24 protein-coding genes and 1 tRNA gene are annotated in these 22,127 nt (G+C 64.7%); 5 read left to right on the forward strand and 20 right to left on the reverse strand.

What is annotated here, in order from left to right:
• Positions 1-29: 29 nt before the first annotated feature.
• The 3 genes from DK874_RS04170 to glpX are packed head-to-tail and all read right to left on the reverse strand — an operon-like array spanning position 30 to position 2,902.
• Complete coding sequence (locus tag DK874_RS04170) at positions 30-455, reverse strand: ribulose bisphosphate carboxylase small subunit (RefSeq protein ID WP_114312778.1); 426 nt, start codon at positions 453-455, stop codon at positions 30-32.
• A gap of 18 nt (positions 456-473) precedes the next feature.
• Entirely contained in the window at positions 474-1,913 is a 1,440-nt protein-coding gene (locus DK874_RS04175) for a ribulose-bisphosphate carboxylase large subunit (RefSeq protein ID WP_114312779.1), read from the reverse strand.
• A gap of 14 nt (positions 1,914-1,927) precedes the next feature.
• Positions 1,928-2,902 carry a class II fructose-bisphosphatase gene (glpX, locus tag DK874_RS04180; RefSeq protein WP_114312780.1) on the reverse strand — a complete coding sequence of 325 codons (975 nt, stop codon included), beginning with the start codon at positions 2,900-2,902 and terminating at the stop codon, positions 1,928-1,930.
• A gap of 70 nt (positions 2,903-2,972) precedes the next feature.
• On the opposite strand from glpX, the gene DK874_RS04185 reads away from it, so the two are divergent.
• Positions 2,973-3,878, forward strand: a complete 906-nt coding sequence (locus DK874_RS04185; RefSeq protein WP_114312781.1) for a LysR family transcriptional regulator — start codon at positions 2,973-2,975, stop codon at positions 3,876-3,878.
• On the opposite strand, the gene DK874_RS04190 is transcribed toward DK874_RS04185, so the two are convergent.
• From DK874_RS04190 to tkt, 8 genes are read right to left on the reverse strand one after another with little or no spacing between them, the layout of a single operon-like run.
• A complete protein-coding gene (locus DK874_RS04190; RefSeq protein ID WP_114312782.1) occupies positions 3,856-4,296 on the reverse strand; it encodes a phosphate-starvation-inducible PsiE family protein in 441 nt (146 codons plus the stop codon). The two genes, DK874_RS04185 and DK874_RS04190, sit on opposite strands and share 23 nt — an antisense overlap.
• A gap of 4 nt (positions 4,297-4,300) precedes the next feature.
• Positions 4,301-4,570, reverse strand: a complete 270-nt coding sequence (locus DK874_RS04195) for a hypothetical protein (protein WP_114312783.1) — start codon at positions 4,568-4,570, stop codon at positions 4,301-4,303.
• A 9-nt stretch (positions 4,571-4,579) separates the two neighbouring features.
• Positions 4,580-4,852: an annexin VII gene (locus DK874_RS04200; protein WP_114312784.1), complete on the reverse strand. Its 273-nt coding sequence runs from the start codon at positions 4,850-4,852 to the stop codon at positions 4,580-4,582.
• Complete coding sequence (locus tag DK874_RS04205) at positions 4,840-5,148, reverse strand: Dabb family protein (protein ID WP_114312785.1); 309 nt, start codon at positions 5,146-5,148, stop codon at positions 4,840-4,842. Before DK874_RS04205 ends, DK874_RS04200 begins: the two co-directional genes overlap by 13 nt.
• Positions 5,133-5,888 (reverse strand): HAD-IA family hydrolase, encoded by a 756-nt coding sequence (locus DK874_RS04210; protein ID WP_114312786.1) that lies wholly within the window; start codon positions 5,886-5,888, stop codon positions 5,133-5,135. The genes DK874_RS04205 and DK874_RS04210 overlap by 16 nt, the downstream gene beginning before the upstream one ends.
• Complete coding sequence (locus DK874_RS04215) at positions 5,873-6,682, reverse strand: class II fructose-bisphosphate aldolase (RefSeq protein WP_114312787.1); 810 nt, start codon at positions 6,680-6,682, stop codon at positions 5,873-5,875. Before DK874_RS04215 ends, DK874_RS04210 begins: the two co-directional genes overlap by 16 nt.
• An 8-nt stretch (positions 6,683-6,690) precedes the next feature.
• Positions 6,691-7,380 (reverse strand): 2-phosphosulfolactate phosphatase, encoded by a 690-nt coding sequence (locus tag DK874_RS04220; protein ID WP_114312788.1) that lies wholly within the window; start codon positions 7,378-7,380, stop codon positions 6,691-6,693.
• Positions 7,377-9,332 carry a transketolase gene (gene tkt / locus DK874_RS04225; protein WP_114312789.1) on the reverse strand — a complete coding sequence of 652 codons (1,956 nt, stop codon included), beginning with the start codon at positions 9,330-9,332 and terminating at the stop codon, positions 7,377-7,379. The genes DK874_RS04220 and tkt overlap by 4 nt, the downstream gene beginning before the upstream one ends.
• A 196-nt stretch (positions 9,333-9,528) precedes the next feature.
• Here tkt and DK874_RS04230 point away from each other — a divergent pair.
• Positions 9,529-9,605 (forward strand) — tRNA-Arg (locus DK874_RS04230).
• Between the two features lie 51 nt (positions 9,606-9,656).
• Here the strand turns inward: DK874_RS04230 and DK874_RS04235 are convergent.
• The 5 genes from DK874_RS04235 to proS form a co-directional block, all read right to left on the reverse strand.
• Positions 9,657-11,222, reverse strand: a complete 1,566-nt coding sequence (locus DK874_RS04235) for a DEAD/DEAH box helicase (protein ID WP_114312790.1) — start codon at positions 11,220-11,222, stop codon at positions 9,657-9,659.
• Positions 11,223-11,298: 76 nt separating this feature from the next.
• Positions 11,299-12,513, reverse strand: a complete 1,215-nt coding sequence (locus DK874_RS04240; RefSeq protein WP_114312791.1) for a molybdopterin molybdotransferase MoeA — start codon at positions 12,511-12,513, stop codon at positions 11,299-11,301.
• 29 nt (positions 12,514-12,542) lie between these two features.
• Entirely contained in the window at positions 12,543-13,697 is a 1,155-nt protein-coding gene (locus DK874_RS04245) for an MFS transporter (RefSeq protein ID WP_114312792.1), read from the reverse strand.
• A 45-nt stretch (positions 13,698-13,742) separates the two neighbouring features.
• A complete protein-coding gene (gene nth, locus DK874_RS04250; RefSeq protein WP_114312793.1) occupies positions 13,743-14,399 on the reverse strand; it encodes an endonuclease III in 657 nt (218 codons plus the stop codon).
• Between the two features lie 15 nt (positions 14,400-14,414).
• Positions 14,415-15,848 carry a proline--tRNA ligase gene (proS, locus tag DK874_RS04255; protein ID WP_114312794.1) on the reverse strand — a complete coding sequence of 478 codons (1,434 nt, stop codon included), beginning with the start codon at positions 15,846-15,848 and terminating at the stop codon, positions 14,415-14,417.
• Between the two features lie 69 nt (positions 15,849-15,917).
• Here proS and DK874_RS04260 point away from each other — a divergent pair, with 69 nt between their 5' ends.
• The 3 genes from DK874_RS04260 to DK874_RS04270 all read left to right on the forward strand — a co-directional run bounded on the left by DK874_RS04260 (position 15,918) and on the right by DK874_RS04270 (position 19,277).
• Positions 15,918-17,432, forward strand: a complete 1,515-nt coding sequence (locus DK874_RS04260; RefSeq protein ID WP_114313004.1) for a S8 family serine peptidase — start codon at positions 15,918-15,920, stop codon at positions 17,430-17,432.
• Positions 17,433-17,495: 63 nt separating this feature from the next.
• On the forward strand, positions 17,496-18,716 hold the full coding sequence (locus DK874_RS04265; protein ID WP_114312795.1) for a 2,3-bisphosphoglycerate-independent phosphoglycerate mutase: 1,221 nt from the start codon (positions 17,496-17,498) through the stop codon (positions 18,714-18,716).
• Between the two features lie 21 nt (positions 18,717-18,737).
• Positions 18,738-19,277, forward strand: a complete 540-nt coding sequence (locus DK874_RS04270; protein WP_114312796.1) for a Uma2 family endonuclease — start codon at positions 18,738-18,740, stop codon at positions 19,275-19,277.
• Here the strand turns inward: DK874_RS04270 and DK874_RS04275 are convergent.
• Genes DK874_RS04275 through DK874_RS04290 form a run of 4 tightly spaced genes read right to left on the reverse strand, consistent with a single transcriptional unit; the run spans position 19,274 to position 22,126 of the window.
• Positions 19,274-20,251 carry a DHH family phosphoesterase gene (locus tag DK874_RS04275; RefSeq protein WP_114312797.1) on the reverse strand — a complete coding sequence of 326 codons (978 nt, stop codon included), beginning with the start codon at positions 20,249-20,251 and terminating at the stop codon, positions 19,274-19,276. The genes DK874_RS04270 and DK874_RS04275 overlap by 4 nt on opposite strands.
• Before the next feature lie 26 nt (positions 20,252-20,277).
• Entirely contained in the window at positions 20,278-20,982 is a 705-nt protein-coding gene (gene tmpR, locus DK874_RS04280) for a bifunctional dihydropteridine reductase/dihydrofolate reductase TmpR (protein WP_114312798.1), read from the reverse strand.
• Entirely contained in the window at positions 20,979-21,389 is a 411-nt protein-coding gene (locus DK874_RS04285; RefSeq protein ID WP_114312799.1) for an NUDIX domain-containing protein, read from the reverse strand. The genes tmpR and DK874_RS04285 overlap by 4 nt, the downstream gene beginning before the upstream one ends.
• Complete coding sequence (locus DK874_RS04290) at positions 21,353-22,126, reverse strand: CDP-alcohol phosphatidyltransferase family protein (protein WP_114312800.1); 774 nt, start codon at positions 22,124-22,126, stop codon at positions 21,353-21,355. Before DK874_RS04290 ends, DK874_RS04285 begins: the two co-directional genes overlap by 37 nt.
• Position 22,127 lies beyond the last annotated feature (1 nt).

The following is a 22,127-nucleotide window of genomic DNA, read 5'->3' on the forward strand; positions in this document are numbered from 1 at the left end:
TGAACCAGGACCCCTTGGGGCTAAGGGTGCTACTCCGTGTAACGCTCGCCCTCTGGCCTCATGGTGGCGTAGGCCTCGAGGGTGTACTTGAGCCTGCGGCCATCGCTCCAAAGCTGCCGGTGCAGGCGGAAGCCGGGCTCCTTCTTGGGCCGATGAGCGATGAAGGAAACCCTTTGCGCCTGCCACATGGGAGAAGGGTCGTAGCCGTTGATCTTGATGTAGTGGTTGGGGAAGGCCTCGCGGCACTTCTGGAACTCGTACATGGCCGCCGCCGCATCCTCCAGATCAAACATGGGCAGGCCCCACATGTTCCAGTAAACGTTGTAGGGGCTAGGGTCATCGGCGTACTCAATGGAAACCGCCCAGCCGTTTTTGATGATGTACTCAATCTGGGCCCGGATTTCCTCGTCGGTAAGGTCGGGCAGGTAGGAGAAGGTACCTTGGGTGATCCGCATCGTTCTCAACTCCTTTCCTTAGCTGCTAGGGGTAGGCACCACATCCGGGGTGTCGGTGGAGGCGAAGTCAAAGGTGACGCTGCCCCAGGTCTCCAAAGCCGCTGCCAAAGCCGGGGAAGACTGGGCCGCCTTCTTCAGGATCTCGGGGCCTTCCGCCAGGATGTCCCGGCCCTCGTTGCGGGCCTTCACCATGGCCTCCAGGGCCACCCGGTTGGCGGTAGCCCCCGCCTGGATGCCCATGGGGTGGCCGAAGGTGCCACCGCCGAACTGCAAGACCACATCGTCCCCGAAAAGGGAGAGGAGAAGGTGCATCTGGCCGGCGTGAATCCCACCGGAGGCCACGGGCATGACCGGCGCTAGATAGCCCCAGTCCTGGTCAAAGTAGATGCCCTTCACGGGGTCCGCCTTTACGTACTGTTCCCTGAGGATGTCGTAGTAGCCCCGCACCAGGTTGGGGTCCCCCTCCAGCTTGCCCACGGCGGTGCCCGCGTGGAGGTGGTCCACCCCCAGCATGCGGAGCCACTTGGCCACCACGCGGAAATTCACCCCGTGGTTCTTCTGGCGGGTGAAGGTGGAGTGGCTGGCCCGGTGCATGTGCAGGAGCATGCCGTTTTTGTGGCACCAGTTGGAAACGGACTGCAAGGCGGTGTAGCCCATGGTGAGGTCCACCATGACCACGATGGCGCCGATCTCCTTGGCAAACTCCAGGCGCTCGTAGACATCCTCCATGGTGGCGGCGGTCACGTTCATGTAGTGGCCCTTGCGCTCGCCCGTGACCTGTTCCGCCTTCATCACCGCCTCCTGGGCGTAAAGGAACCGGTCCCGCCAGCGCTGGAAGGGCTGGGAGTTGGTGTTCTCGTCGTCCTTGGTGAAGTCCAGGCCCCCCGCCAAGGCCTCGTAGACCACCCGGCCATAGTTCTTGCCGGAAAGGCCCAGCTTAGGCTTCACCGTGGCCCCAAGGAGGGGGCGGCCATACTTGTTCAGCATGTCGCGTTCCACAGGGATCCCATGGGGCGGGCCCTTGAAGGTCTTGAGGTAGGCCACGGGGATGCGGAGGTCCTCGAGGCGCAGGGCCTTAAGGGCCTTGAAGCCGAAGACGTTCCCGATGATGGAGGAGGTCATGTTGGCGATGGAGCCTTCCTCAAAGAGGGCCAGGTCGTAGGCGATCCAGGCGAAGAACTGCTCGGGGTTCCCCGGCACCGGCTCCACCCGGAAGGCCTTGGCCTGATAGCGGTCCAGGCTGGTGAGGCGGTCGGTCCAGACCACCGTCCAGGTGGCGGTAGAAGACTCCCCAGCCACCGCTGCCGCCGCTTCCTCGGGCTCAATCCCCGGCTGCGGGGTCACGCGGAAAAGGGCAATGGTGTCCGTATCCTTGGGCTCGTAGTCGGGCTGCCAGTAGCCCATCTGCTTGTACTCCACCACCCCGCCCTTCTTGTAGATGGCCTTTTTATCCGTCATGCTTCCCTCCTGTTCTAGTAGGCCACGGGGCTGATGCCCCGAAGCTTCTCAAGCTGGTGCCAAGCCTCCACCTTCCTCAGGGTGCGGGTGGCCCCGCGGATCACCAGGCTCTCCGTCCAGGCCCGGCTCTCCCCGTAGCGCACCCCCCTCAGGAAGGGACCGTCGGTGATGCCGGTGGCGGCAAAGTGGGTATCCTCGGCCGAACAGAGCTCGTCCAAGGTGTACACCCGGTCCAGGTCGTAGCCGGCATGCACCACGTTCCAGCGCTCCTCCTCGCTTTGGGGGTCCAGGCGCATCTGCATCCCTCCCCCCAGGGCCCGCACCGCCACCGCGGCGATCACCCCTTCCGGAGTGCCCCCGGTGCCCATGAGGACGTCAATGCCGGTGTCGGGTAAAACGGCGGCCAAGGCCCCGCCCACATCCCCATCGGTCTGGAGGCTGATGCGGGCCCCTGCTAGGCGGATCTCCTCAATGAGCCTGGCATGACGGGGTTTATCCAGGACAAACACCGTGAGCTCCCGCACCTCCTTCTTCAAGGCGCGGGCGATCTCCTTGAGGTTGTCGGCCACCGAGGCCTTCAGGTCAATGGCCCCCTTGGCCTCGGGACCCACCACCAGCTTGGCGGCGTAAAAGGCAGGCCCGGGGTTGAAAAGGGTACCCTCGGGAGCCGCAGCGATCACGCTGATGGCCCCCGGCCGGCCCAGGGCCAAAAGCCTGGTGCCCTCCACCGGGTCCACCGCCAGGTCCCAAAGGGGGCCTTCCCCCTGGCCCAGCACCTCGCCGTTATAAAGCATGGGGGCCTGGTCCTTCTCCCCTTCCCCGATCACCACCCGGCCGCGGAAGTCCAGGCTGTTCAGCAGAAGGCGCATGGCCTCCACCGCCGCCCGGTCCCCTCCTTCCTTATCGCCCCGGCCCACATAGCGGGCGGAGGCCAAGGCGGCGGCCTCCGTGGCCCGCATCAGGTCCAGGCCCAGGTTGCGCGTGGGCATAGCCATGCGCTTACCTTAAAGGGGGGGTTTTATTATTGCAATCATATGTTTCCGGCTATAGCATAAGTCCATGCTCATATCTAAAAACGCTAAACTGCCCAACCCCGCCGCATTACGGGTTTTTGTCACGGTGGTGGAGGAAGGAGGCGTGGGCCGGGCCGCCTTGGCCCTGGGCATCACCCAGCCCGCGGTGAGCCAGTACCTGCGGGCCTTGGAGGAGCAGGTAGGCCACCCCCTCTTTGAGCGCCAGGGACGGCATCTGGTGCTTTCCCGGGTAGGGGAAGCCCTTCTGCCCGAGGCCAGGCGGGTGGTCCAAGCCCTGGAGGAGTTCCAGCGGGTCTCCCAGGCCATGGGCCGGCTGGAGCTGGGGGAGGTCACCTTAGGAGCGGCCACCACCATGGCCACCTATGTGCTTCCCCTTTTTCTCAAGAACTTCCATGAGGCCCACCCGGGGGTACGGGTCCACGTGGAAAGCGGCTCCTCCGAACGCCTGGCGGAACGCCTGCGCATGGGCGAGGTGGAGTTCGCCATCCTGGAAGGGGTGGAGCACTGGGAGGGCTACGAACGCCACCTTTTCTATGAGGACGAACTGGTCCTCATCGTGCCTCCCGAGCACCCTTGGGCGGGGCGGGAGACCATACCCCCGGAGTGGCTCAGGGAGGAAACCCTCATCGTGCGCAAGCCCGGCTCCATGACCTGGCGGGCCCTAGAAAGGGCCTTTGAGCAGGTGGGCCTGGAGCTGAACCCCACCTTCTACACGGACAACAACGAGGTTACCAAGCGCCTGGTGCTGGCGGGGGCTGGGGTGGGGATCGTAAGCCGGGTGGTGGTCCAGCCCAACCTGAAGGTGGGGAACCTGCGCGCCTTAAGGCTATCCGAGCCCGTGGGGGAGATCCGCCGCTACTTCTGGCTGGTGCACCCCAAGAGCGTGGCCAACCCCGCAGCCCAGGCCCTCATCGCCCTGCTGCGTTCGTAGTAAGGCGCATGGCCAGGGCGAGGGCCACCACCATAAGGGAAAGGAGGCCAAGCTCCGCCAAGACCGCCATGAAGGCGGGATCCGCCAGGTCAAACTTCTCCACTGCCTCTGCCGTGAGGACCAGGATGCGGCGGATGGCAGCGATAAGGCCGATGACCAGAAAGGGGGTGGCCTCGAGGCTCCCTTCCCTGGCAAAACGAAGGAGGGTGTAGAGGATCTCCGCCAGCATCAAGGCCAAAAGCACCCGGTCCAAGAGGCCGAGGGCCACCTCCCCGTAATCCCCCGCCATCAGGTGGTGCACCCCCTCCACCAGGGTGGAAAGAAGGAGGACCGCCGCCCCTCCGGCGATGAGAAAGCCGGCGAAAAGGTAGATGACCGTTTCCGTTGTCTGGAGAATCTGGTAAGCGTCCCGCTTCACCGTTTTAGTCTACATCGTTTAGGTAGGTGAAATCCCCTTGCTCCTCCAAAAACTTCTGCATCTCGTACGGGGAACGGATCCCCTCCTCGGAAGGGAAAGGTCCTTCCATCCAGTGGGGAGGGGCCTCCGGGGGCGGGGCCTGGAAGCCATAGAGGTAGTAGAGGGCCCAGTACCCGTGGGCGTCCTTGAGGACCACCGCATCCCCGTAGCCGTCCTCCAGCACCTTCACCGCTTGCTTCCTGGCCTCCTGGTAGGGCATCTCGGAGTAGTCCATACCCACCTCCTACTTGGACTCGTTGATGAAGAGGGTGTAACCATTATCCTCCAGCCAACGGGCTTGGTCGTAGGGGTCGCGAAACCCCTCTGGGGAAGGCCTAGGTCCTTCCACCCAGTCGGGGGTTTCCTCGGGGTCAGGGGCCTTGCGCCCGTACCAGCCGTAGAAGTAGTAGAGGGCATAGTACCCGCCCTCGCCTTCCACAACCAAACCCTCTCCCAGCCCGTCCACCAAAATCTTAAGGGCCCTGCTCTCCGCTTCCCGGTGGGTTAGGTGCCGCATGGTACCTCCGTCAGCACAAGATAGTCGGTGGTGATGCGGTCTTTGGCCATGGGGCGGAAGACCCGGTTGGCGAACTCCACGTGCAGGGGATGGTCCCGGTAGAACTCCACCACCTCCGGCCCCTCAAAGAGGATGGAAAGCCAGTAGCGGTAGCGGGCCTCCGGGGAAAGGGCCTCCCCATAGCGCAGGCCGCAGACCCCAGGAATCTGAAGCAGAACCTCCCGCGCCTGCTTCACCATGCGGCGCACATCCTCTGGGCTGGCCTCGGCGTTGAACACGATCAGGTGTTCCACCATCCTCTTACCTCCTGAAGATACCCCAGATCCACCACCACCTTTTCCCCGGCCCTTGGACCTTGGAGCACAGGGGCTGGGTTCCCCGGCTCCCCCAGGTGGGGAAGAAGGGCGCTGGCCTCCCGGTAGTCCTGGTCCAGGGTGTAGAGGCTTGGGGTAATAAGGACAGGAAAACCCGCCCCCAGGGCACTCAGGAGGCCATTGCGGGAATCCTCCACCACCAACCCCTCCTGGGGTTTTAGGCCCAAGCGCTCCTGGGCCAAGAGGTAGATGCTGGGATCCGGTTTTTTCCCTGGCACCACATCCCCCGCCAGGACCAAAGAAAACCACCCCCTAAGCCCCGCGCCCTCCAAGAAGGCCTCGGCGTTTTCCGGGCTGGTGGTGGTGCAAAGGACCAGGTCTACCCCCGCTTCCCGGGCCTCGGCCAGGACCCGCCGCACCCCCGGCCGAAGCGTAACCCCTTCCTCCCGCAAAAGCTTCAGGTAAAGGTTCGTCTTGTACCGGTGGACCTCGGCGATCTCCTCCCAGGTGAGGTTGGGCGCTTTAGGGGTTTCCTCCAAGGCCCGCTTAAGGCGCTCCTTGCCTCCCGTGGTCCAAAGGAGGCGGGCGTAGGTCTCCTGGTCCCAGTAAAGGGGAAGGCCAAAGTGGGCAAAGGCCCGGTTGAAGGCCTCCCGGTGGAGCTCCTCGGTTTCCGCCAGGGTGCCGTCCAGGTCCCAAAGAAGGGCCTTCAGCTTCCCCACCATAGGCGCATCCGGGCCATGGCCAAATCCTTTAGGCCCTCCTTCATGGCCGCCATGAGGCCCAGATAATCCTCGGCCTCCACCCCTCTAAGCGTCCGGGCCGCCTCGAGGGCCAGGTCGGCATACAGGTTGATCTTGCGGATCCCCCGGTCCACCAAGGCCCGGTAATCCTCGGGGCTTAGGCCCGAGGCCCCATGCAGGACCAGGGGAACGGGAAGGCGGCTCAGCTCCTCCAAAAGGGGCAGGTTGAGGCGCACCGGCCCTTTGTGGAGGCCGTGGCGGGTGCCGATGGAAACCGCCAGGGCATCCACCCCGGTTTCCTCCAGGTAGCGCTGGGCCTCCAAGGGATCGGTGTAGGCTATGGGCTCGTGGGAGGCCTCCCCATGGTAGCTTCCCGGTACCGCCCCCACCTCGCCCTCCACCGTGGCCCCATAGGCCCGGGCCACCTCCACCGCCAGGCGGGTCAGGCGGATGTTCCCCTCGAGGGGCAGGTGGCTTCCGTCCAACATCACGCTGGTGAAGCCCAGCTTTAGAGCCCGCACCACCTCCTTAAGGCTCTCCCCATGGTCCAGGTGCAGGGCCACGGGCACCTTGGCCCCATCGGCCAGATGGACAAGCCCTGGGGCTAAGGCCTCCAAGGGCGGCCCCCCGAGATGCGGGGCCACGCTTAGGACCACGGGAAGCCCCAGGGTTTCCGCTCCTTCCAGGATGGCCTCGGCCCACTCCAGGCCCACCACGTCAAAGGCCCCCACCGCCCGGCCCTTTTCCGGTAGAACCTCCCGCAAGGTGGCCAGCATTCCTCCTCCTATAGCCCAAACACCATGCCTTCCCCCCGCATCCCCAGGAAGCGGGGGACCACCCTATGGGCGTCCACCCGGGCGCACTCGGCCACATCCTCCCCAAGCCCCACCGCCACCAAGGCCTTGGCCGCCTCGCTGGCCGTGAGCACCGGCAAAGGCCGGTTCTCCGCCAGAAAGAGGGCCAGATGGGCCATTTCTCCCAGAGGAGTACATCCCAGGGCCTGCAACCGCCTTCCGATGACCCCAGCCGTGTAAAGGTCATCCAGGGCCATGTTGCCCTCCTTGCCCGCACAGACGATGGCCACTTCCCCACCTGAGCCTGCCGCCACCTCCGCCACCGCCTGGGCATTTTGCAAGGAACCCAGAAGGATATGCCTGGCCCCAATGGCGGCATGGGCCGCCCGGGTGCCGTTGGTGGTGGCCATGACCACCGTTTTGCCCGCCACCCCGTCCACTTCCCGGGGGGAGTTGCCCAGGTCAAACCCCTCTGGGGGAAGCCCCCCCACCTCCCCGGCCAGAACCTCCCCCTCCTGGCGCAGGGTCCGGGCGGCCTCTATGCCCGGGGCCAGGACCAAGGCCTTGGCCCCCGCCCTTAGGTAAAGGGCCGCGGTGGTGGTGGCCCGGATCACGTCCACCACGATGGCCGTACCCTCATAGGCACCAGGGCGAGGCAGGGGGTCAACCCAAAACCTCATAGGAGTTCTTCCAACGCCCCTGCCACCCTCTCCGGGGTAAAGCCCAGCTTCTCGTAGACCTCGGGGTAGGGGGCGCTGGCCCCAAAGCGGTCCAGGCCCACCACCTTTTGCGCGTACCGCTCCCAACCCAGGCTAACCCCAGCCTCCACCGCCACCGTGGGCAGGCCCGGGGGCAGAACGCTTTGCCGGTACGCTTCCGGCTGGGCGGCAAAGAGTTCAAAGGAAGGCAAACTCACCACCCGCACCCGACGGCCCTTTTCCGCCAACAGGGCCTTGGCCTTTAACGCCAGGTGCACCTCGCTTCCCGTGGCCACGATCACCCCTTCGGGGTTCTCCACATCCTCGAGGACGTACCCACCCCTGAGGGCCCCCTTGGCCTTTTCCGGGGAAAGGAGGGGCACCGCCTGCCGGGTGAGGATTAAGGCCGTAGGACCCTCCTTACGCCTTAAGGCCACCTGCCAGGCGTAGAAGGTCTCGTAGGCATCGGCGGGGCGGATCACCCAGAGGTTGGGCATGGCCCGGAGGCTCATCAGGTGTTCCACCGGCTGGTGGGTGGGGCCGTCCTCGCCCAGGGCGATGGTGTCGTGGGTGAAAACGAAGACCGTGGGGGTGCCCATGAGGGCCGCCAAGCGGATAGCCGGGCGCATGTAGTCGGAGAAAACTAGGAAAGTGCCCCCATACGCCCTATAGCCCCCATGAAGGTTAAGGCCGTTGAGGATGGCCCCCATGCCGTGCTCCCGCACCCCGTAGTGGATGTAGCGCCCGGTGGGATTTTGCGGGGAGAAATCCGCCATGCCCTGGGCTTGGGTGTTATTGGAGGGGGTAAGGTCGGCGCTGCCGCCAAGGAGCTCGGGCATGTGGGGAGCGATGGCATCCAGGGCTTTGCCGCTGGCCGCCCGGGTGGCCACGGGCTTGTCAAAGGCTGGGGGCTCTTGGGGAAGGGAAGGGAGCTCGCCCTTAAGGCGGCGCACAAGCTCCTGGTAAAGGTCGGGGTAAGCCTGGGCATAGGCCTCCATGCGCTGTTCCCAGGCTTCCTGCCATGCCCTTCCCCTCTCCCGCATGTCCATGTGCCGGTAGACTTCCTCGGGCACCTCAAAGGGCGGATAGGGCCAGCCCAGATTCCTCCGGGTAGCCTCCACCGCCTCCGGGCCCAAGGGCTCGCCGTGGGCCTTGTGGGAGTCCTGCTTGGGGGAACCGTATCCAATATGGCTGCGGACAGCGATAAGGGAAGGCCTTTCGTCCAGCTGGGCCAAACGGATGGCCTGGCGGAGGGCCTCGAGGTCGTTGGCATCCTCCACCCTTTGGGTGTGCCAGCCGTAGGCCCGGTAGCGGGCTAGCACATCCTCGGTGAAAGCCAGGTCCGTGGAGCCGTCAATGGAGATATGGTTGTCGTCCCAGAAAACTATGAGCTTGGATAGCTTCCAGGTCCCTGCCAAGGAGCTGGCCTCGCCGGAGATCCCCTCCATCAGGTCCCCATCCGAGGCCAAGACATAGGTGTAATGGTCCACCACCTCGTGCCCGGGACGGTTGAACTCCGCGGCCAGTTTCCTCTCCGCCAAGGCCATGCCCACAGCGGTGGATATGCCCTGGCCCAAGGGCCCCGTGGTCACCTCTACCCCGGGGGTGTGGCCGTACTCGGGGTGGCCCGGGGTCTTAGAGCCCCACTGGCGGAAGCGCTTGATCTCATCCAGGGAAAGGTCATAGCCCGTGAGGTGCAAAACGGCATACAGGAGCATGGACCCGTGCCCAGCGGAAAGCACAAAGCGGTCCCGGTTGGGCCAGGAGGGGTCCAAGGGGTTATGGCGCATGACCTCGCGGTAGAGGAGGTAGGCCAGGGGAGCCATGGCCATGGGCATACCGGGGTGGCCGCTTTTGGCCTTCTCCACGGCGTCTATGGCCAAAAACCGGATGGCGTTCACCGAAAGGCTGGTAAGGTCCTTGGTCTCGGTCATGTTGCCTCCAGGGTACGCCTCCGTGAAGGAGGGCACAAGCGGAGCCAGGACCCGCTTCTATAAGCTTACTGTTATCGTTCTACCCGTTGCACTGGGGGATAGCTATAAAGCCGCCGGGCCATCCCCGCCTTCAGGCGCCCAGCAGGCACGCCGCTTGCCTTGGCCCAAGAAGGCTGCTAGAATCCTCTAGGTGTGGGCGCCCGTAGCTCAGCAGGATAGAGCGGGGGCTTCCTAAGCCCTAGGCCGGGGGTTCGAATCCCTCCGGGCGCACCAAGAAAGGCCCGCCCCCCTAAGGGGGGCGGGTTCCTTCTTGCCGGGTGAAGGCTAGAGGCGGCCGCTACGGCGACCTCGAGGCGATCCCCCACGGGCAGAGACACCCACATGGGCTTCGGGCGACACCTCCACCCGCTTGGCCCGCTCCAGTTTTACACCCTGAACCTCCGAAAGCCTAGGCAGGTCCTGGGGGCGGAGGTCCACATAGAAGCCCTCCTCACCCTGGGCGATCTTCCCCACCTCGAGGCCCGCCTCCTTCAGGAGGGCCACCAGCCGGGGCAGGCTGAGCCTGGGCCCCGTGGCCTTAAAGGTCAGCCAGCCCTCCTCGCCCGTGAGAAGGCTCTTCTCCTTGGGTGCCCCACCTAGAAGAAGGGCCATGAGGGCCGCCACCACCTCCACCCGCCCCTCGGCAAAAAGACGGCTGGCGAAGTCCTGGTACAGCTTGTAGTCCCGTTCCGGCACCCGGGCCAGACGGGCCAGGAGGTGGTGCCATTTGGCCTCGAGGACCTCCTCGGGGGTGGGGGGATTCACCCGCTTGAAGGTGCGGCCCACCGCCCTTTCCAGCTCGGAAAGCTCTCTTTTCTCCCGAGGCCCGTAGAGGATCACCACCTCACCCCCCCGCCCCGCCCGCCCCGTACGCCCCGAGCGGTGCTGGTAGGTTTCCGGCTTGTCGGGAAGGCGGTAGTGCACCACCAGGTCCACCTCGGGGATATCCAGGCCCCTGGCCGCCACATCCGTGGCCAGCAGTACCTTCACCTCCCCTTCCCGGAAGGCCTTCATGACCCTCTCCCGGTCGCTTTGGGAAAGGTCCCCGTGGATGGCCCGGGCGGCATGGCCCAGGCGGAGGAGCCCCGTGGCCACCTCCTCGGTTTCCGCCTTGGTGCGGGTGAAGACGATGGCCCGCTTGGGGGCTTTTACAAAAAGGATGTCGGAAACGAGGGCAAGCCGATCCCCAGGAGCGGGGATAGCCTCCTCCTGGTAGGTGACCCCCTCCTCCCGCACCACATTGATGACCACAGGGCTTTTCATGTACCGCTCCGCCAGCTTCCTGGCCCAAGAGGGCAGGGTGGCGGAGAAAAGGAGGGTCTGGCGCTCCTGGGGCGTGGCCGAGAGGATGGCCTCCACCTCCTCCTCAAACCCCATGGAAAGCATCTCGTCCGCCTCGTCCAAAACGGCGATCCGCACCTGGGAAAGGTCCAAAACCCCTTGCCTCAAGTAGTCCAGGGCCCGCCCAGGGGTGGCCACCACCACATCGGCCCCCCGGCCCAGCTCCTCCTTCTGTTTGCCGTAGCCGGTGCCCCCGTACACGGTGACCACCTTGAGGTGGGGGGCCACCGCCGAAAGCTCCGAGGCCACCTGCAAGGCCAGCTCCCGGGTGGGCGTGAGCACCAAGGCCCGGGGAGTGCGACCCCGTTCCTTGGAGGCCTCCAGGGCCTGGGCAATGGGCAGGGCGAAGGCCAGGGTCTTGCCGGTGCCCGTGCGGGCCTGGCCGATGAGGTCCTTGCCCTCGAGGGCCAAGGGCAACGCCGCCGCCTGGATGGGGGTAGGGGCAGTGATACCCCGGCGCAAAAGGGCTTCCTTGATCTCGTCCTTCAGGGGAAAATCTTTGAACTCCATTCTCTCTCACTTCCCGGGCCCCACCCGCGCCCGAAAAGGAGGGGTAAAGCCCGTAAAACCCTCTAAGTTTAGTGAACTAGAGCACAAAAGTCAAGGGAATGACCTCCACCATCTCCCCCCCCTGGGCATCCTGGCCTGGGGAAAGGGCAACCAAGGCATTGCCCACGGCCATGGAGCGCAAGACCCCGCTGGACTGGTTCCCCGTGCTGCGCACCACCAGCTCCCCCTCAAAAGAAAGTACCCCACGGCGGAAGGCCTTCCTATCCTGGGCCCCCTTAAAGGGGGTGAGGGCCTTGGCCCTCAAGGAGCGGTAGGGAGGGTCGGTGCGGCGCTGGAGCTGGAAGAGGAAGGGCCTGCCGTAGAGGAAAAAAGAGACCATGCTGGAAACCGGGTTTCCCGGAAGCCCCAAGACAGGGATGCCCCGCAGGCGGGCCAGGAGGAGAGGCTTTCCCGGTTGTTGTTGCACCTTCCAGAACACCACCTCCCCCGCCTTCTCCAAAACCTGGCGCACCACATCGTACTCCCCCATGGACACCCCCCCGGAGGTGAGGAGGAGGTCCAAAGGCCCTGCCGCCTCCAGCCTTTGCAAAACCTTATCGGGCTGGTCCTCCACCTTGCCCAAAAGCACCGGCTCGCCCCCAGCTTCTTGCACCAGGCCGAGAAGGCCATAGGCGTTGGAGTTGTACACCCCGCCAAAGGGCAGGGGTTCTCCCGGCTCCACCACCTCATCCCCCGTGGAGAGAATCCCCACCCGAGGACGCCGGAAGACCTTAAGGCGCGGATACCCCATGGCCGCCGCCAGGCCCAGCCTCCCCGGGGTGAGGAGGTCCCCCCGCCGCAGGTACACCTCCCCCTTTTTCAGGTCATCCCCCTGGGGGCGGATGTCCTTAGGGCTCGCGGGAGCCAAGAGGAGGACATATTCCCCCCCCCTACGGGTATCCTCCACCCGGATGACGGCATCCGCCCCCTCGGGAATGGGGGCTCCGGTGTAAACGGCCACCGCCTCCCCTTGGCCAACCCTTCCGGCAAAGGGCCTTCCCGCCGGGGATTCCCCGATAACCCGAAGGCGCACCGGGTTCTCTGGGCTCGCCCCCAGGGTATCCTCTTGCCGGCAGGCATAGCCGTCCACGGCGGTATCGTCCTGGTCAGGGTGGTTCACCAAGGAGGCCAAGTCCTGCGCCAAAACCCGGCCATACGCCTCCCTTAGGGGAACCTCTTCCACGGAAAGCTCCCCTTGGGCCTCCCTCAAAACCAACGTTAAGGCTTCCTCCACGCTAATGCCCGTGCGCATAGGCCCAGTCTAGGGCAGACCGCCCCGCTTCAGGAAGTGCGTTCCTCATACGCCCTCCGAAGCCCCCCCAGGGCCCAGGGCCAAAGGGCAATCCCCAGGGCGTACAGGCCCAGGGTGGTGGCGAAGAGGTAGTTGAAGGCCCCAAGGCCCAACGCCTCCTGCAGCGCACCGGAAAGGGCGCTCCCCAGGGAAAAGAGCAAGCTCCAAAGGGCCGCTTCTACCAGGAAGAAACCGGGGCGTTCCCCCTCCTCCAGGTAATCCATCACCAAGGCGGCATAGACCGGCCCAGCAGCATTCATAAGGGCCCCGCGGATGAGGAGGGCAAAGGTGACCAAGGGAAGCCAAGGGACCCAGGCCAAAATGGCCAAAAAGGGTAGGGATAGGGCCTGGACGGCCACGATGGCCCCCAGCTTCCCCATGCGGCTCACCAAAAGGGGCTGAAGGAGCATGGCCCCTCCCGTGGCCAGGGCGGAGAGAGCAAAGATGAAGCCCGTGGTGCCGTAGCTAAGGCCGAACTTTTCCCGCATATATAGGTTCAAGAAGGGGATCACCAGCCCGGCCCCAAAACCGATGACCGCCTGGGGTACAAAAAGGCGAAGCCAAAGGCCAAACCGCCCCGAAAGCCTTGGGGGTGTCCCCTGGCCCTCGGCAAGCCCAAGGAGAAAGGGCAGGGCCAGGAGGAAAAAGGGCAGGGCGAAGAGCAGCACCCACCGGGCCCCCACCCATTCGGAAAGGAACCCGGCAAGGAGGGTGGAGAAAAACCCCGAGGCCGTGGTCAAGGCCGCTTGTAGGCTGAAAAGGGAAACCCACCTCCTCGCCGGCACCAACCGGGCCATAAGGGGAGCCCCCGCCCCCTGCACCAAGGCCCCGGCCAAGCCATACCCCGCCAAGGAGGGGAATACCCCAAGGCCAAGCCCCAAAAACAGCCCGCTCCCCATCGCTAAGGCCAAGGCCAAGAGCAGGCTTTTGCGGTAGCCCAGACGGGGGATGAGGTAGGCCAGGGGCAGGGCGAAAACCACCCCCACCAGGAGCAAAAGGGCTTGGGCAAACCCGATGGCCTGGCGGCTATAGCCCAGGACCTCGAGGTGGAAGTTGAGAAAGAAATAGACCAGATTGGCCCCGAAGGACCACAGGAAGCTGGCGAGAACAAGCCGGTACTCTGCTGTACTCAGTACTTTCTTCATTACAGACCTCTCCCCAGAGGGGCAAACCCGGGCTACAGCCCCCAACTACCCTTCCTGCCGGCTGGGGCAATAGACCGCCAAGGGGCAGTCCCCACAGCGAGGCTTCCGGGCCAGGCACACGTACCGCCCGTGGAGCACCAGGGCGTGGTGGACGAATACCCAGTCCTCCTTGGGAAACAGGGCCTCGAGGTCCTTGCCAATCCCCTCGGGGCTTTTGGCCTGGGAGAGGCATAGCCTTCTCGCCAAGCGGGCCACGTGGGTGTCCACGGCAATGCCCGGCACGCCAAAAGCCGCCCCCAGCACCACGGTGGCCGTCTTCCAGCCCACCCCCGGTAGCGCCATCAAGGCCTCTTTTTCCCTGGGTACCTCCCCCCTATGCGCCTCCACCAGCCTTCTGGCTAAGGCCACCAGGTTCTTGGCCTTGGTGCGGTAAAGGCCGATGCGCTTTATATAGGGCTCCACCTCTTCCGGCGAAGCCTGGGCTAAGGCCTGGGCGTTGGGAAAGCGGGCAAAGAGGGCCGGGGTGGCCTCGTTTACGCTTTTGTCCGTGGCCTGGGCGGAAAGCACCGTAGCCACAAGGAGCTGAAAAGGGCTATTGTGCTTTAGCTCCGTTTTGGCTCCAGGGTAAGCCTCCTTTAGGGCCTCCAAGATGGCCAAGGCCCGCGCTTGCTTCGCCTTTAGCCCTTCCTTAGGGCAACCCACGGGATCTCTCCAGGGTTAATAGGCCTTAGCGAAGAACACCCGCTTGCCGTAGGCGCTTTCCCGCCCACAGCGCACACAAACCCCCTGTTCCGGCTCGGCCTCAAAGGGCACGCAACGGGTGGTGGCGGTGGTCTCCTCCTGGATGGCCTTCTCGCAGGCCCGGTCCCCGCAGTGGAAGGCCAAGGCGAAGCCTTCCTGCACCGCCTCCTTGAACTCCTCGTAGGTGTCCACCTTGCGGGTGCGGGCCTCCCGGAATTCCAGGGCCCGCTGGTAAAGGGCCTGGTGGAAGGCATCCAGCCTCCCGGGGAGCAAGGCGGGAAGGGCTTCTAAAGCAAGCCGCTCCTTCCCCCCCAGGCGGCTAGCCAACACAGCCTCGCCCGCCTCGAGGTCCTTGGGCCCAAGCTCGATGCGGAAGGGCACCCCCTTAAGCTCCCATTCGTGGAACTTGTACCCCGGGGTGTACTGGTCCCGGTCGTCCAGGTGCACGCGAAGCCCTGCCGCAAGAAGGCGCCGTTTCAGATCAAAAGCCGCCTCCAGGACCCTATCCCGGCTTTCCTCCCGGTAGATGGGCACGATCGCCACCTGGATGGGGGCCAGGCGGGGGGGCAGGATGAGCCCTTGGTCGTCCCCATGGGTCATGATGATGGCCCCGATGAAGCGCCAAGAAAGCCCCCAGCTGGTGGTGTGCACGTACTTCACCTGGAGGTCCTTGTCCTGGAACTTGATGTCAAAGGCCCGGGCGAAGTTCTCCCCCAGGTAGTGGCTGGTGCCCGACTGCAGGGCCTTGCCATCCCGCATCAGGGCCTCGATGGTGGTGGTATAGACCGCCCCGGCAAACTTCTCCTTCTCCGTCTTCATCCCCTCCACCACGGGGATGGCCGCGTACTCCCGGGCCAGCTTGGCGTAGATGGAAAGCATTCTGCGCACCTCCTCCTCGGCCTCCTCCCTTGTGGCGTGGGCGGTGTGCCCCTCCTGCCACAAGAACTCGCTGGTGCGCAGGAACGGCCGGGTGCGAAGCTCCCAGCGGACCACGTTCCCCCACTGGTTGAGAAGCTGGGGAAGGTCCCGGTAGCTTTTGATCCACTTGGACCACATGTAGCCGATCACGGTCTCCGAGGTGGGGCGCACCGCCAAAGGCTCCTCCAGCTCCTCGCCGCCCGCATGGGTGACCACCGCGAGCTCGGGGGAAAACCCTTCCACGTGCTCGGCCTCCTTTTGCAGGAAGCTCATGGGGATGAAGAGGGGGAAGTAGGCGTTTTGGTGGCCGGTTTCCTTAAACATGCGGTCCAAGGCCCCCTGGATGTTTTCCCAAAGGGCGTAGCCATAGGGACGCACCACGATGGTGCCCCGCACCGGCCCGTAGTCGGCCAGCTCCGCTTTTTGGATGACCTCGAGGTACCACTCGCTGAAATCTTGGCTTTGCGGGGTTAGGCCCTTCTCCTTCGCCATACCCGTTCATCTTACTTGCCCGATCTCGGCTAGGGGAATAGAATGCGGGGGCAAGACCGGAGGTGGCCCATGCGCAAGATGGTTAGCTTTGTATTTTTGGCTCTCTTGGCCCTAGGGCTTTTCTCCTGCACCCAGCAAGGGCCCATGGGTTCTGGCCTTTCCGTTCAAGGAGTGGCACCTAAGGAGCGGTACCTGGTGGTTTTCAAGAGCGAAACCCTACCCCCCAACGCCCAGGCCCTGGCCCAAAGCGCTGGCGCCCGGGTGGTCAAGGTCCTGGAGCCCATCGGGGCCCTCACGGTGGTGGCGGACCGGGCCGCGGTAAATCGCCTGGCCCGGAACCCCCAGGTCTTGGCGGTGGGGCCCGAGCGGTACTACTCCTTGCCCAAGACGGAGCGCCTCCTCTTCCAGGAGGAAACCTATGGCGCACCCACGGCAGCCGACAACCTCTACAAGTACCAGTGGGACATCAGGCGGATCGGCGCCCCTGAGGTGTGGCGGAGGGTGCCCCTCGAGGTCCAGGCCCGGGCCACGGTGGCGGTGCTGGACACCGGGGTCATGGACAACCACCCGGACCTGGTGGGCCAGATCACGGATTTCGTAGCCACCAACTACTGCTACGAAACCGGAGGTCCCAATCAGGTCCCCAGCTACCCCAAGTACACCCTCTGGATTGACTTTGACCACTTTGACCCCGATAACCTTTGCACCCCTGCCCCCACGGTCCTCTACGAAGCCCATGGCACCCACGTATCTGGCACCGTGGCCGCCGCCTTTGGTGGAGGCCGGGTGGTGGGGGTGGCCCCCGGGCTCAGGCTTGCCACCTACAAGGTCTTTGACCGCATCCACTTCACCGAGGGCGGCCAAGAGTACGACGATGTCGGTGCCTTTGACGGCCCCATCTTTGCGGCCATCATTGACGCCGCCCAGAAGGGCTACGACGTCATCAACATGAGCCTGGGCGGCACCCTGGATACCCGCAACAAGGACGACGTGGCGGCCATGGTGGCCTGGGACCGGGTGATGAAGTACGCTAACCGCATGGGCACGGTGATCGTGGCCTCAGCGGGGAATAGCGCCGAAAACGCCAATGGCTACATCGTTCACATCCCCTCTGACCTCCCCACGGTGGTTTCCGTCTCCGCCACCGGTACCGCCACCCCCCTTTGGCGGTACCCCTACCCCACCAACGAGACCCTAAACGCCGTGCCCGGCCAGGACATCCTGGCCTTCTACTCCAACTACGGGGCCGCCGTGGACCTTTCCGCCCCCGGGGGCGACTGCGGCCTGGACGAGAATGGCCAAAGCTGGTGCTTCCGGCCCAGCCACCAGCGCCCCCCTGGCTGGCGTTACCACCTGATCCTTTCCACCATCATCGTCAACGAAAACCTTCCCGCCTACGCCTGGTATGCCGGTACCTCTATGGCCAGCCCCCATGTGGCCGCGGTGGCCGGTTTGGTGAAGGCCCTCCACAAGGACTGGACCCCTGGCCAGGTGCGGGCCCACCTGAAGGCCACCGCAGAGGACATAGGGAGCCGGCAACTCTTTGGCCACGGCCTGGTGAATGCCGATCAGGCCACGCGCTAAGGCGAACAAGCGGGAAAACCCCCGGTTTCCCGGGGGTTTTTCCTTGGCCGTTAAAATGGCCCCATGGACCTCTTTTCCGTCTTCCAAGAGCTTCGGCAAGAGGGCAAGGCCAAAATCCTCCTGGTGGTCCTGGACGGAGTGGGGGGGCTTCCCCTGGAGCCCGGAGGGCCCACGGAACTGGAGGCCGCCAAGACCCCCAACCTGGATCGCCTGGCGGAGGCAAGCGCCCTAGGCCTCCTCACCCCCGTCTACCCTGGGCTTACCCCCGGCTCCGGCCCCGGGCATTTGGCCCTTTTCGGCTATGACCCTTTCCGCTACCTGGTGGGCCGGGGGGCCTTAAGCGCCCTGGGGCTTGGCGTGGACTTCCGGGATGGGGATGTGGCCCTAAGGGGCAACTTCGCCACCCTAAGCCCCGAAGGCCAGGTCCTGGACCGCCGGGCAGGCCGTCCCAGCACCGAGGAAAACCGGCGGGTAGTGGCCAAGCTCCAAGAGGCCATCCCTCGGGTGGAGGATGTGGAGGTTCGCTTCTATACGGAGAGTGAGCACCGGTTTCTGGTGGTCCTGAGGGGGGAAGGCCTAGGGGATGGGGTCACGGACACCGACCCCCAGAAGGCGGGGCTTCCCCCCCTTAAGGCGGAGGCCTTGGATGAGGCCTCGAGGAAAACCGCCCGCATGGTGAACCTCCTTTCGGAGCGCATCCGGGAGGTGCTCAAGGACGAGCCCAGGATCAACGGGGCCCTTTTCCGAGGGGCCTCCAGAAGGCCCTCCTTCCCCAGCCTGGCGGAGGTCTTTGGCCTGAGGGCGGCGGCCATCGCCAGCTACCCCATGTACAAGGGCCTGGCCAGCCTGGTGGGCATGGAGGTCCTGCCCGTGGAGGGGGAAGGGGACGCCCACGAGGGGAAGCTTAAAGCCCTTAAGGAAAACTGGGAGCGGTACGACTTCTTCTACCTCCACTTCAAGAAAACCGACGCCAAGGGGGAGGATGGGGACTTCTTGGGCAAGGTGGCGGAGATCGAACGCTTTGACGCCCTCCTTCCAGAAATCCTAGCCCTAGGGCCAGACGTCCTGGCCATCACCGGGGACCACTCCACCCCCGCCCTCCTCAAGGCCCATTCCTGGCACCCGGTGCCCCTCCTCCTCAAGGCCCCTTACCTACGCCAGGACGCCGCCCAACGCTTCACGGAAAACGAGGCTTCCAAGGGAAGCCTGGGGCACTTACGGGGCGTGGAGCTCATGCCCCTTCTTCTCGCCCATGCGGGGAGGCTCCTTAAGTACGGGGCCTAGCTCCTGGTAAACTGGGGTAACATGGTGCGCCACCGGATCCGCAGGGAGGAGTTTGAAGCCCTCCTCAGGGAGGCGCCGGAAGGGGTGCGGCTTGAGCTCCTAGACGGGGAGGTTTACGAAATGGCCCCCATCGGCAGCGGACATGCGGGGCTGGTATCCTACCTGGCCAAGGCTTTGGAAAGGCTCTACGGGGACCGGGCCATCGTCTCGGTGCAGAACCCCATCCTCCTCAACCCCTACTCGGTTCCTCAACCGGACATCGCCCTCCTAAAGCCCCGCGAGGACTTCTACATCCAGTCCTTCCCCGAGCCAAAGGACATCCTCCTGGTGGTAGAGGTGGCGTATACCACCAGGGACTCAGACGGAAGGAAGCTGGCCCTTTACGCCCAAGAAGGCATCCGGGAAAGCTGGCTGGTGGACGGGGAAACCAGCCTACTGGAAGTCTACCGGGAGCCCCGGGGAGGCCTTTACCGTCTGAAGCGCCTGGTGGAACCGGGAGAGGAGGTGGCCCCCGAAGGCCTAGGGACCCCCTCCCTCGTGTGGCGCCCCCCTAGGCCCTAAAGGTACCCCGCCCGCCGGAGCTCCTCCGCCACCGCCTCCAGGACCATCTCGTAGGCCCGGTCCAGGTCCACCTCCTCGAGGGTGGCCCCAGCGGCGGGCACATGCCCCCCGCCCCCAAGCCTTACGGCGATGTTTTGGGCGGAAACCCCACCCCGGGAGCGGATGGACACCTTCACCCCTTCCCCTCGCTTGCGCAGAAAGACGGAAACCACACTTCCCTCCACGTAGCGGATGAGGCCCACGAAGTCGTCGGAGTCCTCCTCCTCCCGCTTGGCGTCCTCAGGAAGATGGGCGGTGACGAGAAGCCCGCCAAAGTGGAAGGCCACGGTGGAGAGCACCTGACCCATGAGGCGGAAGTAGGAGGGCGGGCGGAATTGGAGCCTATCGGTGAGCTCGGCCAGTTTCACCCCGTACCCCACCAACTCCGCCGCCACCCGCAGGACCTCGGGGGTGGTGTTGGCGAAGCGGAAGTTGCCGGTGTCGGTGAGGATACCGGTGAGCACGGGGGTGGCGATCTCCGCCGTCCACTCCACCCCCAACAGGTCGATGAGGTCCTTCACCATCTGGGCGGTGGCCGCCTTGGAGGGGTCCACCACCGCAATGTGGCCAAAGCGGGGATTGGTCCCGTGGTGGTCAATGTTGATGACGAACCCCTCCACCGGCACCCCCACCACCCGGCTGGGCTCGGCGCTGTCCAAGGCCACCAAGGTGGCCCCCACGGGAAGCCTCTCCAGAGGGTCCGAGTACTCCTCCTCCTTGGGCAGAAAGCGGAGGAACCTGGGGGGTTCGGCCACCCAGTGGGCCTCCTTCCCCAGGGCCTTGAGGGCCCGGTATAGCCCCAAGGAGCTACCGATGGCATCCCCATCGGGGTCCACGTGGGTGGCAATGTAGATGGGGCCTTCTACCGCCTTTAAGACCTCGGCCACCAGGCGCATCTTTTCCCAGTACTTGGGGTCGGGAGCGTTGCCGTCCATAGCCCCTAACCTACCATGCCCCCGTATTAGAGGTTCCACCCCCCGGCCACCTCGAGGACCTGCCCCGTCACGTAGGGCTCCCGCACGAAGAAGAGCACCGCCCGGGCGATCTCCTCAAGCAAGGCCAGCCGGGCCATGGGGATCTCCTGAAGGGGCTTGGACACGGAGTTCTCCGCCACCCCCGGGGCCACCACGTTGGCGGTGATGCCCGCTTGGGCGAAGCGCTTGGCGATGGCCTTGGTGTAGAGGATCACCCCGGTTTTGGCGATGGCGTAGGGGGTGATGTGGGGCCGGGAAAGGAGGTTCTGGGCCCCCGCATAGCCCAGGTTCACGATCCGGCCGTACCCCTGGGCCACCATGAGGGGAAGGACCTTCTGGGTGAGGAGGAAGGTGCTGGTGAGGTTGGAGTCCAGAATCCATTGCCACTCCTTTAGGGAAACCTCCTCTATGGGCTTATAGAGATAGTCCCCCACGTTGTTCACCAAAACGCCAACCCCCCCCAGGTGGTAGCGCACCTCCTCCACCAAGGCCTGGACCTCCTCCTCCCGGGTGAGGTCGGCCCGCACCTTGATGGCCTTGACCCCCAGGGCCTCCGCCTCGAGGCGGGCGGCCTCCGCTAAGCCCTCCGAAGTGCGGTAGTGGACCGCCACATGAAAGCCTTCCCGGGCCAGGGCCAGGAGGATGGCCCGGCCAATCCCCTTGGCGCTTCCGGTGACCAAGGCAACCCTCATCTCCCCTCCAGGTAGGTTTCCAGCAAAACCCGGGTGAAGCTATTCAGGGAAAGGGAAAAGCCCTCTTCCGGCCTTACCCAGGCCCACTCCAGGATCTCCTCGCCGGGCCGCACCTCCCCTTCCCCCAGGGCAAAGTAGTTGAAAAGGAGCATGTGGGTGGGCTTGTGGAACTCCGGGCTAAAGATGGCCTCCTGCACCAGGACCAGGCGCACCGCCTTAAGGCCAAGCCCCACCTCTTCCCAAAACTCCCGCCTGAGGGCCGCCTCCAAGGACTCCCCCCATTCCACCTTCCCCCCAGGCACCCCCCATAAGCCCCGCCACTTCCCCGTGCGCACCAACAGCACCCTTCCTTCTTGTTCCACCAACGCCCCTACCGTGGGGATGGGATGGCGCGGATGATTCTCCATAAATACCAAAGGACAAGATACAGGCCCTGGAGAAGGACGAAGGTAAGGTAGGGCCCAGGGGCCTGGAAAACCAGGAAGACCCCGAGGAAGAAAAGCTGCGTGGTGAGGCCCAGGTTCACCACCCCCGCCAAGGCCCCTTCGTCCCAAAAGCGCTGGGGGAGAAGGCAAAAGCGGCGGCAAAAAACGTGCTCCAGGGCCCGGATGGCCCGGTCCTGGGGCAGGAAGAGAAGACGGTAGACCCCCCGCAAGAAGGCGAGAAGGGGGGTGGGGGGATCCTCTGGGTTCCCGGGCAAGGGAAGGCCCCGGGCCTCCCGATAGAGCCGTTCCAGGTTGAAGTCAAAGGACTGGGCCAGGGTAAAGACCAAGAAGGCTAACCCGGCAGCCCACCAAGCCTCCGTACGTGCCCCCAAGGCCAGAAAGAGGAAAAGGTTGCCCAGCAGGTCCAGCTCTGTGTCCAAATAACGGCCAAGCTCGGATACCTCTCCCCTGAGGCGGGCCAGCTGGCCATCGGCGTTGTCCAAAACGGTCTTTAACTGGAGGAGCAAGGCCGCCAAAAGGTCCTGGCCCCAGAGGATGCCCAAGGAGGCCAGGAGGACCAAAAGGGTGTGGAAGAGGACCAGGTGATGGGGCCTGATGGGGGTAGGAAGGACCAGGCGCACCACCAGATGGGCCAGGGGGCGGAAGAGGAGGATGTTCAAGAACTCGTGGACAGGCCTTTCCTTGGCTCCGGGAACCATG

The organism is Thermus caldifontis, assembly GCF_003336745.1.
Classification (GTDB): Bacteria; Deinococcota; Deinococci; order Deinococcales; family Thermaceae; genus Thermus; species Thermus caldifontis.